The organism is Kitasatospora sp. NBC_01539 (assembly GCF_045040525.1).
Classification (GTDB): Bacteria; Actinomycetota; Actinomycetes; order Streptomycetales; family Streptomycetaceae; genus Kitasatospora.
On the sequence record NZ_CP109390.1, the window covers coordinates 7,996,561 to 8,020,076 of the forward strand.

General features: G+C 73.9%; 22 protein-coding genes and 1 pseudogene. 15 read left to right on the forward strand and 8 right to left on the reverse strand.

Annotation, left to right across the window (positions count from 1 at the left end):
* Positions 1 to 19: 19 nt before the first annotated feature.
* Positions 20 to 1,351 (reverse strand): sensor histidine kinase, encoded by a 1,332-nt coding sequence (locus OG335_RS34685; RefSeq protein ID WP_405015118.1) that lies wholly within the window; start codon positions 1,349 to 1,351, stop codon positions 20 to 22.
* A gap of 140 nt (positions 1,352 to 1,491) precedes the next feature.
* A pseudogene (locus tag OG335_RS34690) lies at positions 1,492 to 1,680 on the reverse strand (winged helix-turn-helix domain-containing protein); the annotation flags it as partial.
* A gap of 8 nt (positions 1,681 to 1,688) precedes the next feature.
* Here OG335_RS34690 and OG335_RS34695 point away from each other — a divergent pair.
* The 3 genes from OG335_RS34695 to OG335_RS34705 all read left to right on the forward strand — a co-directional run bounded on the left by OG335_RS34695 (position 1,689) and on the right by OG335_RS34705 (position 3,278).
* Positions 1,689 to 1,898, forward strand: a complete 210-nt coding sequence (locus tag OG335_RS34695) for a hypothetical protein (RefSeq protein WP_405015119.1) — start codon at positions 1,689 to 1,691, stop codon at positions 1,896 to 1,898.
* A gap of 118 nt (positions 1,899 to 2,016) precedes the next feature.
* Positions 2,017 to 2,661 (forward strand): DedA family protein, encoded by a 645-nt coding sequence (locus OG335_RS34700; RefSeq protein ID WP_405015120.1) that lies wholly within the window; start codon positions 2,017 to 2,019, stop codon positions 2,659 to 2,661.
* Positions 2,661 to 3,278: a phosphatase PAP2 family protein gene (locus OG335_RS34705; RefSeq protein WP_405015121.1), complete on the forward strand. Its 618-nt coding sequence runs from the start codon at positions 2,661 to 2,663 to the stop codon at positions 3,276 to 3,278. Before OG335_RS34700 ends, OG335_RS34705 begins: the two co-directional genes overlap by 1 nt.
* Before the next feature lie 979 nt (positions 3,279 to 4,257).
* Here OG335_RS34705 and OG335_RS34710 read toward each other — a convergent pair.
* Complete coding sequence (locus tag OG335_RS34710) at positions 4,258 to 4,815, reverse strand: potassium channel family protein (RefSeq protein ID WP_405015122.1); 558 nt, start codon at positions 4,813 to 4,815, stop codon at positions 4,258 to 4,260.
* Positions 4,816 to 5,322: 507 nt separating this feature from the next.
* Here OG335_RS34710 and OG335_RS34715 point away from each other — a divergent pair.
* Both OG335_RS34715 and OG335_RS34720 read left to right on the forward strand, forming a co-directional pair.
* Positions 5,323 to 5,748 carry a hypothetical protein gene (locus tag OG335_RS34715; RefSeq protein WP_405015123.1) on the forward strand — a complete coding sequence of 142 codons (426 nt, stop codon included), beginning with the start codon at positions 5,323 to 5,325 and terminating at the stop codon, positions 5,746 to 5,748.
* 14 nt (positions 5,749 to 5,762) lie between these two features.
* Positions 5,763 to 7,892 carry a tetratricopeptide repeat protein gene (locus tag OG335_RS34720; protein ID WP_405015124.1) on the forward strand — a complete coding sequence of 710 codons (2,130 nt, stop codon included), beginning with the start codon at positions 5,763 to 5,765 and terminating at the stop codon, positions 7,890 to 7,892.
* A gap of 151 nt (positions 7,893 to 8,043) precedes the next feature.
* Here the strand turns inward: OG335_RS34720 and OG335_RS34725 are convergent, their stop codons facing one another.
* Entirely contained in the window at positions 8,044 to 8,895 is an 852-nt protein-coding gene (locus tag OG335_RS34725; RefSeq protein WP_405015125.1) for an aldo/keto reductase, read from the reverse strand.
* Between the two features lie 77 nt (positions 8,896 to 8,972).
* A complete protein-coding gene (locus OG335_RS34730) occupies positions 8,973 to 9,140 on the reverse strand; it encodes a hypothetical protein (protein WP_405015126.1) in 168 nt (55 codons plus the stop codon).
* Positions 9,141 to 9,293: 153 nt separating this feature from the next.
* Between OG335_RS34730 and OG335_RS34735 the strand changes: the two genes are divergently transcribed.
* Positions 9,294 to 10,172, forward strand: a complete 879-nt coding sequence (locus OG335_RS34735; protein WP_405015127.1) for a helix-turn-helix transcriptional regulator — start codon at positions 9,294 to 9,296, stop codon at positions 10,170 to 10,172.
* A 248-nt stretch (positions 10,173 to 10,420) separates the two neighbouring features.
* A complete protein-coding gene (locus tag OG335_RS34740; RefSeq protein ID WP_405015128.1) occupies positions 10,421 to 10,720 on the forward strand; it encodes a hypothetical protein in 300 nt (99 codons plus the stop codon).
* A gap of 189 nt (positions 10,721 to 10,909) precedes the next feature.
* Here OG335_RS34740 and OG335_RS34745 read toward each other — a convergent pair whose 3' ends face one another.
* Positions 10,910 to 11,839 carry an NmrA family NAD(P)-binding protein gene (locus tag OG335_RS34745; protein ID WP_405015129.1) on the reverse strand — a complete coding sequence of 310 codons (930 nt, stop codon included), beginning with the start codon at positions 11,837 to 11,839 and terminating at the stop codon, positions 10,910 to 10,912.
* Positions 11,840 to 11,946: 107 nt separating this feature from the next.
* On the opposite strand from OG335_RS34745, the gene OG335_RS34750 reads away from it, so the two are divergent.
* The 4 genes from OG335_RS34750 to OG335_RS34765 all read left to right on the forward strand — a co-directional run bounded on the left by OG335_RS34750 (position 11,947) and on the right by OG335_RS34765 (position 17,178).
* Positions 11,947 to 12,687 carry a TetR/AcrR family transcriptional regulator gene (locus tag OG335_RS34750; protein ID WP_405015130.1) on the forward strand — a complete coding sequence of 247 codons (741 nt, stop codon included), beginning with the start codon at positions 11,947 to 11,949 and terminating at the stop codon, positions 12,685 to 12,687.
* Between the two features lie 404 nt (positions 12,688 to 13,091).
* Positions 13,092 to 15,146 (forward strand): SpoIIE family protein phosphatase, encoded by a 2,055-nt coding sequence (locus tag OG335_RS34755; protein ID WP_405015131.1) that lies wholly within the window; start codon positions 13,092 to 13,094, stop codon positions 15,144 to 15,146.
* Between the two features lie 398 nt (positions 15,147 to 15,544).
* Positions 15,545 to 16,210, forward strand: coding sequence for a DUF4097 family beta strand repeat-containing protein (locus OG335_RS34760; protein ID WP_405015132.1), 666 nt, complete (start codon positions 15,545 to 15,547; stop codon positions 16,208 to 16,210).
* Positions 16,211 to 16,365: 155 nt separating this feature from the next.
* Positions 16,366 to 17,178: an alpha/beta fold hydrolase gene (locus tag OG335_RS34765; protein WP_405015133.1), complete on the forward strand. Its 813-nt coding sequence runs from the start codon at positions 16,366 to 16,368 to the stop codon at positions 17,176 to 17,178.
* 56 nt (positions 17,179 to 17,234) lie between these two features.
* Here OG335_RS34765 and OG335_RS34770 read toward each other — a convergent pair whose 3' ends face one another.
* Positions 17,235 to 18,779, reverse strand: a complete 1,545-nt coding sequence (locus OG335_RS34770) for a hypothetical protein (RefSeq protein WP_405015134.1) — start codon at positions 18,777 to 18,779, stop codon at positions 17,235 to 17,237.
* 167 nt (positions 18,780 to 18,946) lie between these two features.
* Positions 18,947 to 19,879, reverse strand: coding sequence for a LysR family transcriptional regulator (locus OG335_RS34775; RefSeq protein ID WP_405015135.1), 933 nt, complete (start codon positions 19,877 to 19,879; stop codon positions 18,947 to 18,949).
* A gap of 228 nt (positions 19,880 to 20,107) precedes the next feature.
* Here OG335_RS34775 and OG335_RS34780 point away from each other — a divergent pair, with 228 nt between their 5' ends.
* From OG335_RS34780 to OG335_RS34795, 4 genes are all read left to right on the forward strand, one after another.
* On the forward strand, positions 20,108 to 20,914 hold the full coding sequence (locus OG335_RS34780) for an inositol monophosphatase family protein (RefSeq protein WP_405015624.1): 807 nt from the start codon (positions 20,108 to 20,110) through the stop codon (positions 20,912 to 20,914).
* A gap of 39 nt (positions 20,915 to 20,953) precedes the next feature.
* Positions 20,954 to 21,580, forward strand: coding sequence for an NAD(P)-dependent oxidoreductase (locus OG335_RS34785; RefSeq protein ID WP_405015136.1), 627 nt, complete (start codon positions 20,954 to 20,956; stop codon positions 21,578 to 21,580).
* 453 nt (positions 21,581 to 22,033) lie between these two features.
* Positions 22,034 to 22,963, forward strand: coding sequence for a helix-turn-helix domain-containing protein (locus OG335_RS34790; RefSeq protein ID WP_405015137.1), 930 nt, complete (start codon positions 22,034 to 22,036; stop codon positions 22,961 to 22,963).
* A gap of 149 nt (positions 22,964 to 23,112) precedes the next feature.
* Positions 23,113 to 23,496 (forward strand): hypothetical protein, encoded by a 384-nt coding sequence (locus tag OG335_RS34795; protein ID WP_405015138.1) that lies wholly within the window; start codon positions 23,113 to 23,115, stop codon positions 23,494 to 23,496.
* The last annotated feature ends 20 nt before the right edge of the window (positions 23,497 to 23,516 follow it).

Here is a 23,516-nt window from a genome sequence, read left to right on the forward strand (position 1 = left end):
CGCCCCGCGGCGGCGGGGTTCACCTGCGGTCCGGCGGTGCCTGCCCCGTGGGGAGGGCGGTGGGGAGGGCGGTGGGGAGGGTGGTGCGGAAGGTGGTGGCGCCGGGTGCGTCCAGGACGGTGAGGCTGCCTCCGTGGACGGCGGCGATGTCGCGGGCGATGGGCAGGCCGAGGCCGGTGCCGCCGTCGTCGCGGCTGCGGGCGTCGTCGAGGCGGGCGAACCGTTCGAAGATCTTCTCCCGGTCGTCCGGGGCGATCGGGGGGCCGTCGTTGGTGACGTCGAGGACGGCCCGGCCCGACGTCCCGTCCGTGTCGAGGTGGACGGTGACGCCGTGACGGGCGTGGCGCTGGGCGTTGTCGAGGAGATTGGTCAGCAGCCTGCCCAGCCACAGAGGGTTCCCGGGGACGGTGACCTCGGCGGGCGTGCGGACGGTGACCGGGTGGCGCTCGGCGCCGCGGGTCCGGACGGTGGTGTGCACGAGCTCGGTGAGGTCGACGGCTTCGGCGGACCGCTCGTTGCCGGCCGCGTCGAGGCGGGCGAGCAGCAGGAGGTCGGTGGCGAGCGACTGGAGGCGTTCGGTGTCCTGCAGGGCACCCTCCACCAGGTCGGCCCGGACACCGGGGTCCGGGTGCTTGATCGCGACTTCGAGCTGGGTGCGCAGCACCGCGAGAGGGCTGCGCAGTTCGTGGGAGGCGTCGGCGATGAACCGGCGCTGTCGTGCGCCGGCGGCTTCGAGGCGCTCCAGCATGGCGTTCATGGTGTCGGCGAGGCGGGCGATCTCGTCGTCGCTGCGGGGGTCGGGGACACGGCGGTCGAGGTCGCGGTCGCCGATGGCGGCGACCTCGGCGCGGATGGCCTCGACCGGCCGCAGGGCGTGGCCGGCGGCGCGCCAGGTGAGGGCGCCGACGGTGAGCAGCAGGAGGCCGCTGAGGGCGGCGAGGGCGACGGTGGTGAGGTCCTCGGCGGTGTCGGCGGTGCGCAGGGAGGCGCCGACGCGGATGGTGAGGGGGCCGGCGGGGGTGGTCGTGGTGACGGTGGTGACGCGCTGGTGGTGCTCTTCGCCGAGGTCGCCGAGGTTGTAGGTGTCGTGGCCGTCGGCGGTGCCGGTGGGGGCGAGGGCGGGGCGGCCGGAGAGGTTCTGGCTGGCGGCGACCACCCTGCCGTCGGCGTCGACGACCTGGACGAAGTCGGTGCCGTGGTCGAGCGGGAGCTGTCCGGGGAGGTGTCCCTCGGCGGCGAGGCGGGCGACGACCAGGGCCTGCTCGCGGGCGCCGGTCTCCACGGTGTGCTCCAGGTTGACCCGCAGCAGCACGAGGACGGCGGCCGAGGCGGCGAGCAGGACGACGGCCACGCTGGCGCAGGCCGCCAGTGTCGTGCGGGTGCGGACCGAGCGCGGCGCGGTGCGTGCGATCAGGGCGGCCGCGCGCGGTGCCTGGGCCTGGGCCGGTGCCGGTGCCGGTGCCGGTGCCGGTGCCTGGGCCTGGGGTCGGGTCAGCCACCGTCGACCGCCAGCCGGTAGCCGGCGCCGCGGACGGTCTGCACGGCGGAGCGCCCGAACGGGGTGTCGATCTTTCGTCGCAGGGCGCTGATGTGGACTTCCACGGTGTTGGGGTCGCTGTCGGGGCCGCTGTCCCACACCTCGTCGAGGATCTCCCGCTTGGAGACGGCTTCGCCGGCCCGGCGCGGCCGTGGTGGTGATAGGCGGCGGCGCGGACGCGGTGGTCAAGGCCGCCGCCGCCGTCCCCGGAGGCAGGGTCGAGTCGCTCACCGCGGTCGCGCAGCAGGGCGGTGGCCGGGCGTGGCAGGCCGTGGTCGTCGGCACGGACGGGGTCCGGCACGTGGTGACCGTCGACGGCACCGGCGGCGCCCTGACCGGCAACACGGTCCTGGGCGGCTGACTCGCCGCACCCCCGCACCCGCCCTGCGGCCCGCCCCACTCCCCGGGGAGGGGCGGGGGCGACCGGGGGTGCGACCGACACTCCGCATCCCACTCTCCTCACGGAAAGGCGCAGACCGATGCACCTCTCGTCCGGCCTGCCGGCCGTCAACCCGCTCGACGCGGGATCACTGCTCGGCGCGTTCGGTGCGCTCGGCATCGCCGTCGTCCTGTTCGCCGAGACCGGCCTGCTCGTCGGCTTCTTCCTGCCCGGCGACTCCCTGCTGTTCACCGCCGGACTGCTCTGCACCACCGGCGCCCACAGCGGCCCCCACCTCGACCTCGCCCAGGTCCTCGCCGCGGCCGCGGTCGGCGCCCTCGCCGGCGCACAGGCCGGCTATGTCATCGGCCGCCGTGGCGGGCCGGCGCTGCTCGCCCGCTCCCGCAACAAGCACCTCCACGAAGGCGCCGCCCGCGCCGAGGAGCTCCTGAACCGCTACGGCCACGGCAAGGCCGTCGTCCTCGCCCGCTTCGTGCCCGTCGTGCGCACCGTCCTCAACCCGCTCGCCGGCGCACTCGGCGTCAAGGCCCGCCCCTTCACCCTCTGGCAGGTCGTCGGCGGCCTGGTGTGGACCTTCGGCCTGGTTCTCGCCGGCTACGCCCTCGGCTCCTCCGTGCCGAACGTCGACCGGTACCTCCTGCCGATCGTCGCCGTGGTCGTCGCGGTGTCCCTGCTGCCACTGGTACTGGAACTGCTGCGCTCCCGCCGCCGGGCGAGGGCCTGATGGCTGCCGGACACGCCCTGGCGGCGTTCGACGGCCGCGCCGTGGACGGAGGCCTGTACCTGCGCGCGGACCACTTCGCCCAGCACCTGCCGTCCGCCGTGCGGGACGCGATCGCGGCGTTCTCCGCCTACGGTCTGGGCCTCCTGGCCGTGCTGATGCTCGTGGCGTGGTGGCGTGCCCGCCGCACCGACGGCGCGGTGATGGCCCGGGCGCTGGCCGCACCGCTGTGCGTGGTCGCGGCCTTCGCGGCCGACACCGCGCTCAAGGGCGTGCTGCGCGAGCCCCGCCCGTGCCGGGTCCTGCCGGCCGGACCCACCCTGGAGGCCTGCCCGGCCGCGGGGGACTGGGCACTGCCGAGCAACCACACCGTCATCGTGTTCGCCGGCGCGGCCGTGCTGTGGCTGGTGGACCGCCGCCTCGGTGCCCTCGCCCTGGTCCTGGCCGTGGCCATGGGCGTCTCGCGGGTGCTGGTCGGCGTGCACTACCCCCACGACGTGGTGCTGGGCGCGTTGATCGGGGCCGCCGCGGGCTACGCGCTCGGTCTCCTCGCCGGCCGCGGCCGGGGCCTGGTGGACCGTGCCCGATCAGGAGGCATGCGCTGGTGGCTGGCCGCATGAGCCGTCGACGCCCCCGGCTGGCCGTCGGCCTGCTCGCCATCGGCGTCAACCTCGCGGCCGAAGCCCCCGCCCCGCCCGGTCCACGCCGGGAGCCCGGCGGACGGCCGCGGCCGTGTGGACACGGGATCGGGCCCGGACGACACTGAGGGCGTCCGAACCGGGGGTGTCCCGAGGAGTGGATGATGACTGCTTCCGGTGCCGGCCGGCGGGTGGTCCCGGGCTCCGGGTGGGACGCCCGGCTGTACTGGCTGTGGATCCTCTGGAACACGGTCGCGTTCGTCACGGTGCTGACGGTGGGTTTCCTGCTGGCCGCCGTGGGGAGCAACGTTTTGCACCTGTCCCTGGCCAGCGGCGGGACGGTGGTGGGGCTGCTGATCGCCACCGGGGGTGCGGTGCTGTTCGGCGGGGTGCTGGGGTCGCTGCAGTGGCGGGTGGTCGGGGAGCGGGTGCCGGTGCCCCGCAAGGCCTGGGTCACCGCGAACGTCGGTCCGGCCCTGCTGGCCTGGCTGCTGGTGATCATGCCCGCCGTGATCGACGCGCAGGACACCGGCAAGGACGCGTCGACGGCCTACCTGCTGGCCGCCAGCCAGTCCCTTGCGCTGGGGCCCCTGCTGGGCCTGTCGCAGTCGATGGTGCTGCGTGCGGTCACCCGACGCTGGGCGTGGTGGATCGGGGCGAACCTCGCCTCGTGGCTGATCGTCGACGCGTCCGTGTACCTGCTGGCGGAGCTGTTCGGCGGTGCCGACGTGCTGACCGCCAAGGGCTCGATCGCCGAGGTCTACCTGACCCTGATCGCCACCACCCCGCTCACCGGCCGCGCCCTGCTGTGGGTCCTGGCCCCCGGCGCCCTGATCCCCGCCCACGCCGCCCACGCCGCAGTCCCCGCCCACGCCGCCCACGCCGCAGTCCCCGCCCACGCCGCCCACACCGCCCACGGCGCCATCCCCGCCATCCCCGTGACGGGCCCGCCCGGCCGAGGTCAGGCCGCTGTGCCGTCGTTGCCGCCGTCGGCGGCCGCCGTGCGGCCCTGCTGCCGCACGCCCTCCTGGACGGCGTCGACCAGCATGCGCGCGGCGACGCCGATCAGGATGAGGTCGATCGTCATCTGTCCGGTGGCCAGGAGCCGTGCCGGGGTGCTGCGCGGGGTGATGTCGCCGAAGCCGACCGTGGCGAACACCGTCATCGTGAAGTACAGGGCGTCGCTGCGCGACAGCACCTCGCTGAAGCTCTCCGGCGTGCTGCGCTCCAGCAGGTAGTAGGTCGCGGAGAACAGGAGGATGAACAGCGGCAGCGCGGTGGCGAGGCCTTCGAGGGCCCGGAGTCGGGGCCGGGCGGAACGTGCGATGACGCGGGCCTGCCGGGCCAGGAGCAGAGCGACCGCGGCGATGCCTGCGGCGAGGACGGCGACGGTGCCGGCGGTGAAGGCGGAGTCGAGGGGGAGCAGGTAGTAGGCGGCGAGGAGCAGGCCGGTGGTCAGCAGGGCGCGCATGGTCGCGCGCACGGCTCCTCGGCGGTCACCCCGTGGTGTCCCGGTCACGGGCTCCCCTTCCCGGCGGCAGGGACCGGTCCGTCCGCGGTGCGGCGTACCGGGTGGAAGCCTCCACCCTTCCGCGCCGTCGGTGTCGTGCACGGAAGGCGCGCCTGTGGGTCACCGGCACGGCCGCACCCCGGTGCCGGGGCTCGGGCTGCGGCCCGGCAGCGCACCGCCGCACCCGCTGCGGCCCCGCTACGCCCACTCCACCCGTAGCCGGCGAGCTGCTCGGCGGTGAGCTCGCCCCGGCGGGCCCCGGTGTCGTTCAGCCGGCCCCCGGCGACAGCTCGGCGACAGCCCGTCGACGGTCCTGGTCGACGGTCCTGCGGGTGCGCGCTACCAGGGGAGGCCCTCCCGCTCGACGAGCTCGGCCAGGTGGAACCTTCGACTCCACCTCCGCGGCAGCCCGGCGACCGCGGGCTCGACGTCCTCCTCGCCCTGCTGACCTGGCCAAGGGCTGCACTACAATCCCCCCGACAGTCCGTCAGGTCACGGTCCAGATCCGGGGGAAATATGGATCCCGAACTCCTTGTGCTCGCCGGCAGCGCCGCGAGCGCCGTCGTCACCGCGCTGTCCACCGAGGTCTGGCAGCAGGCCCGCGACGGCCTCGCCGGACTGTGGCGGCGCTCCCACCCCGAGCGGGCCGAGGCGGTGGCGGCCGAGGCGGACGCGACCCGGAACGACCTCGCCGACGCCCGGGCCTCCGGCGACACCGCCGCTCAGGACGAGCTGCGCGCCGAATGGCAGGGCCGGATCCGTCGACTGCTCGCCGCGGACCCGGCCGCCGCCGCCGGGCTCCGCGCCCTGGTCGACGAGCTCACCCCGCACCTGCCGCAGGCCGTACCCGGCACGTTCACGCAGAACGCGCAGGCTTCCGGCAACGCCCGCGTCTACCAGGCCGGGCAGTCGATCCACGTCACCGAGCGGCCCCTGCCGTGAGGCCGGACGACCGGATGTCCGGACGGGCCGACGGCCACGGCCGGGTCTACCAGGCGGCCGGCGACCTCCACGTCACCGAGCACCACCACGCCGCGCCCGACTGGTCCGGACCGGACTCCGTACGGCGGCCCGCCGTCGGCCGAACCCCGCTCGTCCTGCGCGACCGCACCGAACTGATGAACCGGCTGGAAGCCGCCGTCGGCCCCGGACAGGCCGACACCGTCCACGTCCTGCACGGGCTCGGCGGCGCCGGCAAGACCGCCGTCGCCCACACCCTCTTCCGGCGCGCCGCCGAGAACGCCGGCCGCCTGTGCCTCTGGGTGAACGCCTCCGGTGCCGCGGGCCTGCGCTCCGGCATGCTCGCCGTCGCCGCCGACCGGGGCGCCCGGGAAGGCGAGCTCATCGCCGCCCGCAGCGGCCTGCGGGCCGGCGCCGACCTCGCCTGGGACCTCCTCGACCGCTCCGACCGGCCCTGGCTGCTGGTCCTCGACAACGCGGACGACCCCGCGGTGCTGCAGGAAGGCGGCTGGCTCCGCAGCAGCCCGTCCGGCGTGGTGCTCGTCACCACCCGCCAGGCGGCCGGACGATGGTGGCCGGAGGCCGAGCTGCTGCACGTCGGCGTGCTGCCCCGGGCGGACGCCGCCCGGGTGCTGCACGACCTCGCCCCGGAAGCCGGCTCCGTGGAGGAGGCCGAACGGATAGCCGACCGGCTCGGACGGCTGCCGCTCGCTCTCACCCTCGCCGGCGGTTTCCTCGCCAACCAGGTGCTCGACCCCTGGACCATGGCCGACTACGAGCGCAGCCTCGACGACGGCCAGGGACTCGCCGCCCTCTACGAGGGCACCGACCCGGACACCGGCGACGACCGCCTGCTGCTCGGTACCACCTGGCAGCTCTCCCTCGACGCACTCACCGCACGAGGGCTCCCGGAGGCCACCACCCTGCTGCAACTGCTCGCCTGCTGGGGGTCCGACCCTCTGCCGGTCCAGCTGCTGGCCGGCCCGGCGCCCATTCCCGGACTCCCTCGCACCCGCGTCGAACCCGCCCTGCGCGGCCTGCTGGACCACTCCCTCACCCACCTCGGCCGAGACGGCATCCGCTGCCTGCGCACCCACGGGATCGTGCTCGACAGCGTCGCCCGCCGCACCCCGTCCGACCGGCACGGGGAACTGCTCGCCGCCGCGGTCGCCCGGCTCGACGGGGCGGTCCCGCCGCAGCCGACCCGCGGCCCGCGCGATCCGTACCTCGGACTGCTCGCCCCGCACTGCACCGCCCTCCTGCGGCACACCACCGACCCTGCCGTGACCGTCCACGCGCTCGCCGTCACGGTGCGGCTCGCCACCGCACTGCACCGCACCGGCGAGTACCTCACCGCCCACGAACTCGCCCGCACCTGCGCAGACCTCGCCGAATCCCGCCTCGGCGCCGAACACGACGCCGCCCTGACCGCCCGCACCCGCGAGGGCCGCTCGCTGTTCCGGCTCGGCCGCTTCACCGACGCCGCAGCCCTGCACCGGCGCGTGCTCGGCGTCCGCGAACGACTCCTCGGCCCCGACCACCCGGACACCCTGGAGAGCGCCTTCGCCCTGCAGTTCCCCCTCCTGCAGCTCGAAGGGCACCACGCGGAGGCCCACGCCCTCCTCGCCCGCGTCGCCGAAGGCCGCGAACGCATCCTCGGCCCGGCCCACCCACTCACCCTGTACACCCGGGCCAACCAACTCGAATACCTCGAAGGAGACGAACTGCGCCGCGAGGTCGACCGCGACCTCCCCGCCGACTGCCTGCACCACCTGGGCGCCGACCACCCGGTCACCGTGGTCGGCCGGCACAACCACGCCTACGCCCTCTGGCAACTCGGCGACCGCGCCGAGGAAGCCGACCGGCTCGCGGCCGCCGTCCTCGCCGACTACCTGCGGCTGTACGGCCCACGCTTCCCCGTCACCGTCTCCGCCCAGCTGCTCCACGCCCGGACGCGGGCGGCCACCGGCCACCTCCCGGAGGCCGTCGACCTGATGGCCGAGGTGGTCACCGGACGCGAGGAGACACTGGGACCGGACCATCCCTACACCGTGCGCACCCGGGAGATCCTCGCCGAGCTCCGTGCCGAGCTCCGTGCCGAGTCCGACGGCCGCACCACGCCCTGACCGGCCCGTGAGGGATCGGGGCGATGCCGTCGCCCCGGGCGAGGAGCCGGGCGATGCCCGGTTCCCGTAGCACGGGCAGCACCCTGCTCCCGGTGCCGCGCGGTGGCCGACTCCTGCGGGCAGCGGGCCGGCTGCCCGCGTGGCCCGGCGGTCAGCCGTCCAGGCGGCGCTTGCTGAGCCAGGCGACCATCTCGGGGTCGTGGTGGTCGAAGAACAGGGTCTTGCCGGTGTCGAGGGCGGCGATCCGCGTCATCTGGTCGTCGGTGAGGGCGAAGTCGAAGACGTCGAAGTTCTGCGCCATCCGGCCGGGGTCGACCGACTTGGGGATGGTGACGATGCTCCGCTGGATCAGCCAGCGGAGCACGACCTGCGCCACGGACTTGCCGTGTGCCGTGCCGATCCCGCTCAGGACGGGGTGGGTGAACAGGTCGTTCTTGCCCTCGGCGAAGCCGCCCCAGGACTGGTGCTGCACCCCCTGCTCGCGCATGAGGTCGTGGTCGGGGCCGCGCTGGAAGAAGGGGTGGGTCTCGATCTGGTCGACCGCCGGGGCGATCTCGTTGTTGAGGACGAGGTCCAGGAGCCGGTCGGGGTGGAAGTTGGCGACGCCGATCGCCCGGGCCAGGCCCTCGCGGTTGGCGGTCTCCATCGCGCGCCACTGGCCGTAGACGTCGCCGTAGGGCTGGTGCATCAGGTACAGGTCGACGTGGTCCAGGCCGAGCTTGGCCAGGGATGCCTCCAGGGCGCGGCGGGTGTTGTCCTGGGCGGGGGCGTCCTGGACCCACAGCTTGGTGGTGACGAACAGCTCCTCGCGGGGGATGCCGCTGTTCTTGATCGCGTGGCCGACGGCCTTCTCGTTGCCGTAGGCCGCGGCGGTGTCCAGGAGCCGGTAGCCGGTGGCGAGGGCCTCGGAGACGGCTTGCTCGGTCCGCTCGGCGGGGATCTGGTAGACGCCGAAGCCGAGGATCGGCATCGTGACGCCGTTGTTCAGGGTGACGGTCTGCACGGGGGTCTCCTTGTGGTTCGGGTGCGTGGGGGCGGCCGGACGTTCCGGCCCGTTTCCGCGTGCGGCTCGGGGGAGTGTCACTGGCCGGCGGGGAAGTCCGTGGAGGCGGCCAGGTCGCGCTGGGCCTCGAAGGCGTCGATCCGCTGGCGCAGCACGCCGAGGGTGGAGTCCAGGGCCTGGGAGCCGAGGACCATCCGCAGCGGGGCCGGTTCGGTGTCGACGGATTCGATGATGCGCGCCGCCATGCGCTGCGGGTCGCCGGGAGCGAGGCCGTTCGCCGGGCGACACGATCCACTCTGCCCCGTCGCGCCGGCTCCAGGCAGGCCGAGATCTGCCAGGGTGTGACAGGGCCCCCCTGGGCGGGCGCACCACGCCGGTGGCGGAGGGACACTGGCCCCATGGCATCCGAGCAGCACGGCGGCGACGAACTGGCACGCTTCCTGCGTGCCCGCCGCACCCAGACCAGCCCGCAGTCCGCCGGCCTCACCCCCGGCCCCGGTGTGCGCCGCACCCCCGGTCTGCGCCGCGAGGAGCTCGCCACCCTCTCCGGTGTCAGCATCGACTACTACACCCGTCTGGAACGCGGCAAGGAGACCCGGCCCGGACCCGCGGTCGTCGACGCCCTCGCCCGCGTGCTGCAGCTCGACGACGCCGAACACCAGCACCTGCGCGACCTCGCCGTCCGAGCCGCCCGCTACCTGCCCCGGACCGCAGCCGAGCCCAGCCGCACCGTTCGCCCTCACCTGAAGCTGCTGCTGGAGACGGTGCGGCCGAACCCTGCCTACGTCGTCAGCCGCAGCATGGACGTCCTGGCCCACAACCCCGGCGGCCTCGCCCTGTACGCGGGCATCGAGGGCTGGCCCGCCACCCAGCGCAACCTGGGCCGCTACCTCTTCCTCCACCCGGCCGCCCGCGAGGTCTTCCCTGACTGGGACAACCAGATCCGCCACTGCGTCTCGCGCCTGCGCGCCCTGGCGGGGACCGACCCCGACGCCCCCGACCTCACTCGGCTCGTCGGAGAACTCCTTCTCAAGAGCCCCGACTTCGCCAGGTTGTGGGACCGCTACGACGTCACCGGCCGCAAGATCAGCACCAAGACCTTCCACCATCCCGACATCGGAAGGATCACCCTCTCCTTCCAGGGAATGGCCCTCGAAGGCACCCCCGGCCAGCGCTTCGGCGTCTACACCGCCGAACCCGGCACGCCCGACCACGACGCCCTGCTCCTGCTCGACATGACCGCCGCGCCCGCCCTGCCTCGGCCCGTGGGGCCGTAGGGCCATAGGGCCTCGGCACGGCCGTCCCCGGCTTTCCCGACCGTACGTCATACGCGGTGGAGGGCCGAGCTGTGCGGCGAGCGGTCAGCAGGTCCCGCCCCTCCTCCAGGGCTCCGGCGTGGACGGCTCGGCGCCGATCCGGGCGGCGCCGACCTCGGCGGCGATTCCCCTCCGGCACCGGGGTGTCCGGCCCGGGCGGCGGGTGCGCCGTCGACGGCCTGTCAGATCCGGGTGGCACCGTGGAGGGCATGCGCGACTCCACCGGTCAGGTCACCCGCCCCGCCCACCCCCTCGGCGACAGCCCCACCGAGCCGTGGGCCTTTCTCCCGCACCCGCCTGCCGCACCCGTGACGGCCCGGGGCGTCCTCGCCGCGTTGCGTGCGGCGGAGGCGGAGAGCTTCGGGGAGCGCCGGGAGCTGTGGGGCTTCGCCGCGATGAACGCCGAAGCCGCGATGAACGCCGTGCCGGGCGTCCGTCCGACGGCGGGGGAGCTGTGGGCCGTGGCGATGGAGTACGGCGTCCTGGCGGCCGCCTGGGCGAGGACGTGACCGTCGGAGGTGCGACCTGGCCGGATTCGAGGTCGGCCCGGCCCACCCCCGGGGTCACCCGGACACGTACGGTGCTGCGCGCCCGTGGCCCCGACCGGGAGGGCGGCGGCCCGACGCGGAGGCGTCCCGGCGGACCTCGTCCGAGTACGTCGGCGGACGTCCCGTCCGGTGTCCCTCTGGACCAACCTGCTACGGGGTACCGAGCAGACGGGTGCGCAGCGCGGCGGCGCCCGATTCGGAGAGCCAGTCCGCCAGGGTCCGCAGTCCGGGGTGGATGACCCGCAGTGCCTCGATGTCGGCGTGCCAGCGCCGGCCGGAGATCCACTGCTGCCGGGTCTCCGCAATCTCCGGGTTCAGCGCGGCGGCCTCTTCGTGGGTGAGCTGCTCGTAGCGCACCGGGATTCCGGTCGCTGCGCCGATCGCGGCGACGGCCTCGGCCGGGGTCGGGTCGTCACCGGCCAGTTCCAGGGTCCGTCCGGCGAACCGGTCCGGTTGTTCGAAGGCCAGGGCGGCGAACTCGGCGATGTCCTCAAGGGCGATGATCTGGGCAGGCTCGTTCGGCGGGAAGAGGTGCCGGTGGACGCCGTCGGCGAACCCGTCGAGGCCGATGCCGGACACCCCGAGGTAGTTCGTCATGAACCGCACCGGGCGCAGCACGGTCACGAGTGGGATCTGCTCGCGCAGGTACTGCTCGATGCGTCGCTTTCCCGGGGCGGCGGGTCCGTCGCCCGAGGCCGAGGCGACGCCGGTGAACACCACGTGGCGGACTCCTGCGGCTGCCGCCGCGTCGGCGAGGTCCCGGCCGCGGGTGAACTCGAGTTCCGGGTTGCTGCCGGCCGGCCCGTAGGCCACCGGCGGCACGGCGAACAGAGCGGTGGTGCCGTCCAGTGCCGCCGCCAGGCTCGACGGCTCGTCGAGGTCCGCGAGGGCCAGTTCGGCTCCTGCGTCCGCGAGTGCCACAGCGGCGGGTGCGGACGTGTCCCGTACCAGTGCGCGCACCGGCCGGCCGCCGGCCAGTAGCCGGCGTGCGGTCGCGCCGCCCTGCTTGCCGGTGGCGCCGGTCACGGCGACGGGGCCCTGGGCAGGGCCGGTGACGGAACGGGTGGGTCCGGTGGTCATGTCGTCCTCCCATTTCCCCGGGGCGGTTGCCACGGACAGGGTGGTGAACCCGGGGGTATCTGGAATACTCAACCCGGTTGAGCCGGGCGTACAAGGGGTTTCGTGACATGACCGCAGCGATCGGTGACGGCGACCGGGCCGACGCCCGCCGTAACCGGGCCAGGGTGCTGTCCGCCGCCGGCGAGGCGTTCGCCGAGCAGGGACTCGGCGTCCCGCTCGGCGAGATCGCACGCCGGGCGGGTGTCGGAGCCGGCACCGTGTACCGGCACTTCTCGAGCAAACAGGCCCTCCTCGAGGCGGTGTTCGCCCAGCACCTGAACGACATGGCCGCCTCCGGCGAGCGGCGGACGGCCCGGTCCGAGCCCACCGAGGCGTTCTTCGGATTCCTGCTGGACGCCGTGGAGAAGTCCCACCGGCGTGGGCACCTGTGCGATGTCGCCGCCGCCGACGCGAGCTGGCCGCGCCCCGTGCTCACCGCGGCCGTGCTGCGGTTCCGTCAGGTCCTGACCGCGTTGCTCCACGCCGCACAGCGGGCCGGTGGTGTCCGTGCCGACATCGGCCCCGACGACGTCGTCGCACTCACCGTCGGGTGCGCCTCGATGCTCGCCGCCCGCCGCGACCGATCGGCAGGCCTCGGACTCGTGCGACTGACCCTGGACGGTCTGCGGCCGTCCGCCGATGTCACGGAACGGCACGACTTTCGTGACGGCTCCGGGGTCCGCGGGCGGACCCCCGCGGGCTGTGAGGAGTGCGGGGCGGCGCTCACCGCCCGGCCCACCGGCCGCCCGGTACGTTACTGCGGTGCGACCTGCCGGCAACGGGCCCGCCGTCGGCGTCTCGCGGGCTGAAGGGGCCGGGCTCGTGATCTCCTCGCGGCCCCGTCGCCCTGCCGCCCTGCCGCCCTACCGTCCTGCCGCCTTGAGTGAACTGGGTGAACCTGACGCCCTGGACGGACTGGGTGAACCTGACGGACCGGCCGGTGCCACCGCACGCCGACCGTCGGACCGTCGGACCGCGGGGGCCGGGCCGCTCGCCGAAGCCGCTCCTCCGGATGATCCACCCACCGCCCGGGGCCGGCGCGGTGGTGCGGCCTGCGTGCCGAAGCGCGCCCCAGACACCAGACTCGTGACACGAGACCCCCGGCAGGCGGGGGCACGTCCGGGGAGGAGCCGATGTCCGGATCGCCGACCGGCGCGATGCCCGCGGACCACGCCGTGTCTGCCGGGGTGCTCGGCCCTGGTGGGGTGCCGCCGTGGTGAGGGGGGAGGCGGTCCCGGACCTGCGGGTGTTCGACGGTGCGACGGCCGCCGTCGCACTGCTGGCCGGGCCCGAGCGCCGCCTGATCTACACCAACGCGGCGTTCGCCCGGCTGTTCGGCGACCACCGGATCGGGTGGCCGGCCGCCGAGGCGTTCCCCGACCCGGACGGCCGACGGTTCCCCGACTTCCTGGACGCCGTCCGCGTGAGCGGCTGCGAGCGGCTGTCGGAGGGCACGTACGACACGCAGCCGCGCGGGGGGGAGCGGGCCAGGCACTTCGTCTACTCGTGCAGTCCCGTCGCCGTCGGGCGGGAGGGGACGGGGATCCTCGTGGTGGCGATGGACACCACGCAGGCCACCGACGCGCTGCAACGGTACGAGGCCCTGGCGTCGGCGGTGTCGCAGACGCTGTGGCTCATGCGCCCCGACGGCACCATGCGCGAGATCCTGCCCGGCTGGGAGCGGCTGACCGGCACGCCCTGGCGCTCGCGCGCGGACTCCGGCTGGTCCGAGGTGATCCACCCCCGCGACCTCGCCAACGTGGGGGAGGCCTGGCGGGCGGCCGCCGAGGCCGATCCGCCCGAGGTCTTCGAGTGCACCTTCCGGACCCGTACCACCAGCGGGTACCGGCACATGTTCTCCCGCGCCGTGCCCGTCCTGCACGAGGGCCGCATCGTGGAGTGGATCTCCGCCACCAGCGACGTCGAGGACACCTGGCGGGCCCGGCTGCGCGAGAGCCTCCTCACGGCCATCGCCGGCGGCACCGACACCGCCCACGGCACTGCCGATACGGGTACCGGTAGCGGCCCCGGTAGCGGTACGGCCCTGAGCCGGGCCTTCCAGGCCGTCGCGAACGCGATCGTCCCCGAACTCGCCGACGCCTGCCTGATCCTGACCCTCACCCAGCCCGAATGGCCACTGCCCGAACCCGAGGCACCTACCGAGGCCCGGACCGCAACCCGTCTCGCCACCGCCGTCCGGACCGGCCTGCCGCAGCCCCCACCCCTGCGCGGACGTAATCTCCCGCTCTCCCCGGCCCTGCGCGAGGCGCTGGACCGGCGCGCACCGCAGACCGTCACCTTTCCCGCCGGTGCCGTCCCCCCGCACCTGGTACCGGCCGCCACCGCGCACTGGCTCGCCGCCGTCGGCGCCACCAGCCTGACCCTCCTCCCGCTGATCGTCGCCGACGCCGTCTACGGCTACGCCGTCACCGTCACCTGCGGTGACAGCCCACCGCCCGGCAAGGACGACACCGACCTGCTCCACGAGGTCCTCCACCACGCGCAACAGCCCATCCGCATCCTCCTGGACCACCAGCAGGCCCGCCGCACCGCCCTCGACCTGCAACGCGCCCACCTCACCGCCCTGCCCGACATCCCCGGCGCCGAGCTGGCCGCGCGCTACCAGCCCTCGTCCACCACCACCGAGATCGGCGGCGACTGGTACGACGCCTTCACCCTCCCCGACCGCACCCTCGTCCTCGACATCGGCGACGTCGCCGGGCACGACATCACCGCCGCCACCGCCATGGGCCAGCTGCGCAGCATGCTCCGCGCCCTCGCCTACACCTGCGGCCCCACCTCGCAGCCCGGCGAAGTGCTCGTACAGCTCGACACCGTCGCCGACGGGCTGGCCCGCGCCCCCTTCACCACCGCCGTCCACGCCCACCTCACACCCCGGCCCGACCGCACCTGGCACCTCGCCTGGTCCAACGCCGGCCACCCGCCGCCCCTCCTCGTGCCCGCTCACGGCCCGACCCGCTACCTGACGGGCGCGGGCGGGGACCTGCCGCTGTGCGTCGACACCGGCGCGCCCCGCACCACCCACCACCACGAACTCCACCCCGGCGACACCCTGCTCCTGTACACCGACGGCCTCATCGAGACCCCCACCACGTCCCTCACCGACGGCCAGGACCGCCTCGCCCGGTCGGCCGCCGGCCACCGGCACCTTCCGCTGGCCGACCTGCTCGGCCGCCTCCAGGAGCTGTCCGACCACCGCGACGACACCGCCCTCGTCGCCTTCCGTGCCGGCACCCCACCGGCCTGAACACGCCGCTGCCGCTGCTGCCGCCGCTTCCGCTGCCGGGCGGGCGGTACGGGGCAGCCGGGAAGAGCGAGCGTGATGACCCGGCGCTCCCCGGTACCCGGCGGGGACCTGCTCCCGGAGGCGCCGGGGGCCTCGCCGTGGCCGTCCCCCGGCGCCTCCGGCGCTGCCTGCCCCGCCCACCGATCACGCTGCCCCGCTGCCTCCTCCATAGCGTTCACTCTCGGCCTATTGCAACGGCTGGAGTGGCTCCCGTTGCATTGATTTCACGGCCATTGCAACAGTTTTCCAGTCTTCACCTGCATAGATGTTGTTGCTACGCAACGAATGTGTTGCCCAATCATGGAAAGCAACGTAGCGTTTCTGTTGTCAGAAACAGTGAGCGAGCACAGGAGAGCACGATGCAGACGTTCGACACCCCCGTCCCGGTCACCGCCGTCCTGGACATCCCCGCCGGCCGCGTCCAGGTCATCGCCGCCGACCGGGCGGACGCCACGGTCGAGGTCCTGCCGGCCGACCCCTCCAAGGGCCGCGACGTGAAGGCGGCCGGGCGGATCACCGTCGCCTACGCCGACGGCGTCCTGCGGATCGCCGCCCCGGCCCCCGACAGCCGGCTCCTGGGTCCCTCGGGAGCCGTCGAGGTGACCGTCCGGCTGCCCGCCGGATCGAGCGTCGAGGGCAGGGCCGCGGGCGCGGAGCTGCGCGGAGTCGGACGCCTGGGCGAGGTCGCCTTCGACGGCGCGTACCACCGCATCAAGATCGACGAGGCCGCGGGCATGCGCCTCACCGCGATCGACGGCGACGTCGAGGTCGGCCGCCTCACCGGCCCCGCGCAGATCAGCACGGCCCGGGGCGACATCCGCATCACCGAGGCCCACCGCGGCATGCTCGTGCTCCGCACCCAGTCCGGCGACATCACCGTCGGCGCCGCCGCCGGGGTCCCGGCCTCCCTGGACGCCGGCACCGGCCACGGACGCGTCGGCAACGCCCTGAAGAACGACGGCACCACAGCCCTCGACATCCGCGCCACCACCGCCCACGGCGACATCACCGCCCGCAGCCTCTGAACAAGCGGACACCACCCGGACGCAGCCCCGACATCCACACGCAGGGCCCGGGAACCCGCACAAGCCGCCCGACACACCCGACGCACCTGGCACACCTGACACGCCCGGCACCCGACACGCCCGGTACACCCGACACGCCCAGGGGGAACCACCTCATGACGAACAACAGCACCTCCTCGACCGGTTCGACGTGGACCGGGATGGTGCCGGTCGACGACACGGCCCTCGCCGTCACCGACACCGGCGGCCCCGGCATCCCCGTGATCTACCTCAACGGCCAGTTCGCCACCCAGGGCTACTGGCGGCACGTCATCCCCGAACTCGGCACCGACTGGCGGCACATCACCTTCGACGAGCGGGCCCGCGGCAGGAAGTCGAAGCGCTCCGCGGACTACTCCTTCGCCGCCGCCCTCCGCGACGTCGACGCCGTCCTCGCCGCCCGCGGCGTCGACCGGGCCCTGGTGGTCGGCTGGTCCTACGGTGCGGTCGTCGCCGCCCACTGGGCCCACCACAACCCCGACCGCACCCTGGGCGCGGTCCTGGTCGACGGCGCGTTCCCCCACGACTGGCTGGACGACGCGATGGAGCAGCGCATCCGCAAGCAGTTCCGCCAGTGGGGCCGCTTCATGCCGCTGCTGCGCCCGACGGGCCTGGTGCCGCGGATGAACGCCGAGCAGATGGCGGAGAGCAACATCGAGCTCGGCAGGCTCTCCCGCGAGCGCGAGCTGGGTCCCGTGCTGGACGGCATCACCGTCCCCGTCCGGTACGTCGTCGCCTCGGGTACGTCCCTGGGAAGCCGTGACGGCGAGCAGGAACGGATCCGCGCCAGCCTCGACGGGGTGACCGCCCGCAACCCGCACATCCGGGTCGGCGCGAAGGTCGCCAGCAACCACGGCGCGATCCTCAAGAAGGACTTCCCGGCCGTTTCCGCAGCCGTCCGCGAGACCGCCGGCCCCGACCGGCACTGACGGCACGACCCGCGGCCTCCTCGCGGGTCCTGGTCGCGGGTCCTGGTCGCGTGCCGTCACTGTGGGTCGATCGTGATTTCCCTCTCCTCGGGCTCGGCGACCAGGACATCGAAAAACACCTCCGGCAGGTCCTCCACGAGTTCGACGGGGACGTCCCTCTCGACGGCGGACTGGCTGTCACTCGTGCTCTGGGAGCCCAGCGATTCGCTCTCGGAGTGCGTGAGCGTGTCCCGGTTGGCCAGGGTCGGCTTGGTGACGGTCTCGCGCAGCATGACGGTGGTGACGGGTTCGGCGGCCATGGATGCGGCTGTGGCGTGCTGGACCAGGCCCGGCTCCAGCCCGTTCCCCGTGATCAGGTCCTGAACGAACTCGAACACGTTCACGAGCCCCAGTTCCCGGGCGACCCTGTGCAGGCCCTCGTATGTCGTGGTGCTCCACAGCCCGCCCGGACGGGGGTTGAAGGAGACGTCGTAGCCGTATTCACGCGCCAGGCGCAGCGTCGCCCAGCACACCGTGCACGGTCGTTTGCCGCCTGCCACGGACGACCTCCCCTTGTGGCCCGCCAGGACCACGGCGTGGAGCAGGTTCTGTTCGGCGTGGGCGTTCAACTGCGTGCCGGGCTGCCCGTTGACCACGATGATCCGACCCGCGTGCTCTTCGTCGGTGATCAGTCTCCTGATCAGATCGGGATCCTGGCCGGGGGTTCCGCCGTCGACGATCCTGGCGGCGTCCTCCACGGTCATCACCCGGTGCAGTACCGCCAGGACCGCCTTGACGGACTCGGCCTGTGCGGGCTCCATCGTGCAGTCGACCTGGAGCTGGACCAGACGCCCGATGCCTGCGGCCTCCTCCGATTCGGCGTCGAAGGGAGCAGGCAGGGCCTTCAGGGCCAGTGCGGTCATGAGGTCGTCGAGTTTGTCGGCCTTGCGGGCCGTCCAGTCGTCGTAAACACCCTTGCCGCTCCAGGTCAGCACGTCGACGAGGTTGTAGCCCAGGAGCGTCGTGACGGTTGTCCGTTCGTTGGCGCTGACGAGGATCCGGCCGTTGACGGCCATGGCCTCGATCTCCGCGGTACCGCTGCCCGGGACGTCCTTGACGGGGCGGCCGACGTGGTTGATCAGTGCCTGCGAGAGGTGGTTGAGCAACTGCAGGTCCCGAACCGTGGCCTTGGACACCGGGCCGAGGAGCTGGCCGGTCTCCTTCCAGAGTCCGGCCCGCGGGGCGGGAGCCCTGAACTCGGCCGAGGCCGAGATCCGCTTGACGGCGTCCTTCACCGCGGCGGCCGTCAGCTGTGGGCGCGCGTCGGGCGAGCGCACCGTACCGAGGGGGTACTCCTCCCGGCCGTGCAGCGCGTACGCCGCCAGTCGCCGCACGATCCGGTTGTCCTCGTCCTCGTCCCTGGACCCGAGCCGTTCGACCAGGCGCAGCGCCCTGCCCTGGACGTAGTCCCTCACCGGCTTGCCGAGACCGGCGGGAAGGACGTCCACCAGCGTCGGCGCCTCGGACGTCCCGCTCGACGACGCGTCCTCCCCCGAGGACTCCGCGTCGGTCTTCTGACGCTTCGCGGGCTTCGTTCCCCGGTCATCGGCCTTGCGCTTCATGAGCCCCCCCATGTGCACGAGCCGGATCTGATCCGGCGTAATGTGATCCCCTGAGGGCAGCGTGTCAGCAAAACGGCCTCAAGGCGACCCTCGACGGCAGAGTGGTCCCACCGGTGCGGAGGCCGGGAGCCGCCGCACCGTCCGTCCCGTCGCGCTCGTTCCCGTGCTCACCGCGGGCGGTCCGGCACCCCGGGCGCCGAAGGGGTGCAGGCCGCGAGGAGGACCTCTCGGGCGCGGTCGCGGAGCCAGGTGTGGGCGCGGTCGCCGTCGTAGCGCTGGTGCCAGGCCAGGTGGATCGGGACCGGCGGCATCGCGAGGGGCAGCGGCAGCGTACGCAGGCCCAGGTCGGCGAGCATCGTGCGGCTGACCAGTGCGGGGACGGTCACCAGCAGGTCGCCGTCGCGGACGAGGTGCAGGGCGGCAGCGGCGGTGGGGACGGCGGCCACGACGCGCCGCCCGCGTCCGCCGGCCGCGAGGGCGTCGTCCACCGGGTCGTTCAGCCGCCCCCGGCGTGACACGGTGACGTGCTCGGCCGCCGCGTACCGGTCCAGCGTCAACGGGCCCTCGCCCAGGGGGTGTTCCCGGCGGAGGGCGACGACGAGCGTGTCGAGGCCGACCCGTTCGTGTCGGATCTCGGGTGCGCCGGGCTCGCCGGACGCGGTCTCCAGGTCGACCTCGCCGCGCCTCAACTCCTGGGTGTCGGTGCTGGTCTCGGCGAGGAACCGCAGTCGTACGCCCGGCGCCCGGGACCGTACGGCAGCGTGCAGCGCGGGTGCGCACGCCGTGGTGAGCGCGTCGTGCCAGCGCAGGGTGAAGGTGCGCTCCAGAGTTCCCAGGTCGACGTCCTGCTCCGGGGCCAGCAGCGCCCGGGCCTGCTCGACCAGGGCGTGGACCTGCGCGTGCAGGGCGACGGCGCGCGGGGTGGGTGTCATCTCCCGGCCGGTGCGCACCAGGATCTCGTCGCCGGTCGCCCGCCGGATCCGTCCCAGGGTCCGGCTCATGGCGGGGGAGGTCACCCGCATGCGGGCGGCGGCGCCGGCCACACTGCCCTCCTCCAGCAGAGCGTCCAGGGCTGTCAGCAGATTCAGATCCAGTTGCATGGAAGTAATCCTAGGGGTAACAAGCATGCACTTGCTGTTAACTGTCAAGTTTTCTACCGTCGAGGCAGGCGGGAGAAACCGCCGGAATCCCGCAGCGGATCCCGCATGCGACGAAGGGAAACCCCCGTGTCCGACCAGACGTCAGCCCCCGCGCCCACCCGCCCCTCCGCCCCCGCGCCCACCCGCCCCTCCGCCCCCGCGCCCGACCCGCTCGGCACCCTCGCCGACCTGCCCACCGCGACCGCCGCCGACGCGGCCCTCCTCGGCCAGGTCACCGACGCCGTACGCCTGGCCGCCCGGAGCCTGCGCGAGCGCTTCTCCACCGACACCCGGCCCGGCGACCTCGACGCGATCCTCGCCGACCTCGCCGCCAACGACGGCACCGTGCTCGACATCCTCAAGGCACCCCTGCTCGCGGCCCGCCCCGGCTCCGGCTGGGTGGAGGACGAGCTCGACGGCGGCGCGCTGCCGCCCGGCGAGTGGTGGGTCGTCGACCCCGCCGAGGGCAACATCAACCACGTCCACGGCATCGGGGAGTGGGCCGTCACCGCCACCCTCGTCCGCGACAACGCGCCCGTCCTGACCGTCGTCCACCTCCCGCTGACCCAGGACACCTACACCGCGCTGGCCGGGCACGGCGCCCACCTGAACGGGACGCCGCTGCGTCCCTCGGCGAAGACGGAGCTGGGGGCCGCCCTGGTCGGCACCGGCCAGGCCCGGCCCGGTGAGGACGAGGAGACCCTCCGGCGGATCGGCGCGTCCGTCACCGCGATGCTGCTCGGCGCCCTGGTCGTCCGGGTCTCGGTTCCGGCCACCCTGCAGCTGATCCACGTCGCCGCGGGCCGCACGGACGCCTTCTGGCAGTACTCCGACGTGCGCTCCGGCCTGCTGTCCGGCGCGCTGCTCGTCAGCGAGGCCGGCGGCACCGTCACCGACACCCACGGCCGGCCGTGGAGCCTCGCCAGCGAGGACTTCCTGGCCGCCGCCCCCGCCCTGCACGCCGCGAGCGTCGCGGTGCTGTCCGCCCTGCACTGACGTCCCGGTCCCGACCCGACAGCCCCTGAGGAGAACAGCATGAAGATCGCCGTGCTCGGTTCCACCGGCCGCACCGGCCGCCTGCTCGTCACCCAGGCCCTCGGCCGGGGCCATCAGGTCACCGCCGTGGCCCGCACCCCGGACCGCCTCGCCGACCTCGCCGCCGACAACCTGCGCACCGTGCGCGCGGACGTCGGCGACCCGGCGACCGTCCTGGCCGCCGTCGACGGCGCGGACGTCGTGATCAGCGCCCTCGGCATCACCAGGAGCCAGGACCCCCGTGTCCTCGGCGACGGCGCCGCACTGGTGGCCGGGGCCGCGCCCCGGGTGGTCTGGCTCGGCTCGCTCGGCCTCGGTGCCACCACGGGAGCCCTCGGCAGCCTCAACGGCCTGCTGCTCAAGCGCCTGCTGCGGCACGAGTGGGACGCCAAGGCCGTCGCCGACCGCGCTGTCCTCGACGCCGGCGGCACCCTCGTCCACGCCGGGCCGCTGACCGACCGCCCCTACCGGGGTCGCGGCACGCTCGTCCCCGCCCAGGGCCTCAAGCCCCGCCTGGTCCCGCCCACCGCGCCCCGCGCCGGGATCGCCGCCCTGATGCTCGACGAGGCCGAACACCCCCGCCACCCCGCCTCCACCGCCGTGGCCCTCTTCCCCCGCCGCCGGTAGAGCGCCCGTACGGCCGGCGGTGCACCCGCCCGCCCGCAGGATCTCCTCACCTCCCCGCCGGTGCCGGTGCCGGTGCGGGTGCGGGTGCGGGTGCGGGTGCGGGTGGTGTGGGTGGTGTGGGTGGTGTGAGCGGTGCGGGTGCGGGCCGCCCGGCCGAGGTGGCCGCGGTGGTTGTCCGTCACGAACGGCCCGCGCCGGGAGACCGGTCCGCGGACCGGCAGGCCACCGGGCGCCGCCGCCTGACATCCTCTGAAGGGGCGCACTGCCCCACCCGGAGCTCCGGGCTTCCGCCGATCCGGGCCCGGCCGGGCGTCGGCCCCTGTCCGGACAGCGGACGGGTGCTGACAGTCGGTCACGGAAGAACGGGGCCGAGGCCGGTGTTCCGACTGCGGGGTTTCTTCGTTCAGGGGGTCGTGCGAGATGGTGCCGATGATGTCCTCGGCCGATGTACCGGTGAAAGACAGATTCGAGTGGTTCACGGATGTCGTCGCCAGCGCGCTGGCGCCCACACAGATCAGCTGTGAGGCGCCCGGAGAGTTCAGTGCGGAGGCCTCGGCGGTGGACCTCGGCCCCGTGCAGCTCTCGGAATTCGCGTACGGTCCGCTGCGGTCACGACGCACGCCTGCACTCATCAGGAAGTCCGACCCGGAGCAGTACCAGGTGGCGCTCGTGACGGGAAGCCCCATGTGGATATCGCAGCGCCGTAACGAATCCGGGCTGATCTCCGGCGACATGGTCCTCTGGGACACCTCCCATCCCTACGAGGCCGGCGCTCCCAACGGCGGCGATCTGGTCCGGGCCGTCATCCTCCAGATCCCCAAGAGCGTCATGCCGATCCGGGCCGACAAGATCGACCGGGTGCTCGCCCGCCGGCTCCCCTGCGACACCGGCACCGGAGCGGTACTGGCCCAGCTCATCTCCACCCTGAGAACCAACCTGGCCGACTGCTCCGAACACGAGCGCACCCGCCTGGGACGAATAGCGGTCGACCTCACCTCCACGTGCCTGGCCCGGAACCTGGACTCCTACGACGACCTCCCCGTCGAATCGCGGTCCGCAGCCCTGGTAGCGGAGATCAACGATTTCATCGACGCCCATCTCGGCGACATGGAGCTGACGCCGAAAGCCGTCGCGGACCACCACAACATCTCGCTGCGCCGCCTGCACCTGTTGTTCCAGGGGGAGGAGGACAGCGTCGCGGCCTCCATCCGCCGCCGCCGGCTCGAACGCTGCCGCACCGACCTCACCAGGGCGGAGCTGCTCCACCACCCCGTCCATGCCATCGCTGCCCGCTGGGGCTTCCCCAGTGCCTCCGCCTTCAACCGGGTGTTCCGCCAGGCCTACCAGATGACCCCCACCGAACTGCGCCACCAGGGGGCGTGAGCCGCGACGCGGATCGCCGATATCATGACGGTCGGCGATCGACGGCCCTGAACAACCCCCGCCCGCGGAGCGGGACGCCCCGTCGCCGAGGCGGGGCGATGGGGCGGGCCCGCCGACTCGCGGACCCCGTGGAAAGAGGAGCGGCGGCCATGGAACTCGCGACTGCCCGGTTCATCGAGGCCGCCACGGCGCTGCCGGCCGGTGTGCTCGCGGCGGTGCGCGAGGAGTCGCTCGCCCGCTGGCGCCGGGGCGGACGCGAGGCCAGCCGTGCCACCAGGGTCTCCGCGTCGGAGAACTCCGCGATCGAACACGCGGTCAGGTCCGCGCTGCTACGGCGTGGCAGCGAACCCGGGCCCGACGGGGCGATGTTCCCCTCCGACGTCAAGCCGCTCTGCGCCATCGCGGCGAGAGCCGTGTGCAAACGCGCGAAACTGACCGAGGAGCAGTACCGCGTGCTTCTCGACCCGTTCGCGGCCGTCGGTGTCGCCGTGCCGGACCGGGACGCCGCAGGCCCCGCCGTCGACCTGCCCTGACCTCCGGGGCGGGTCGACGG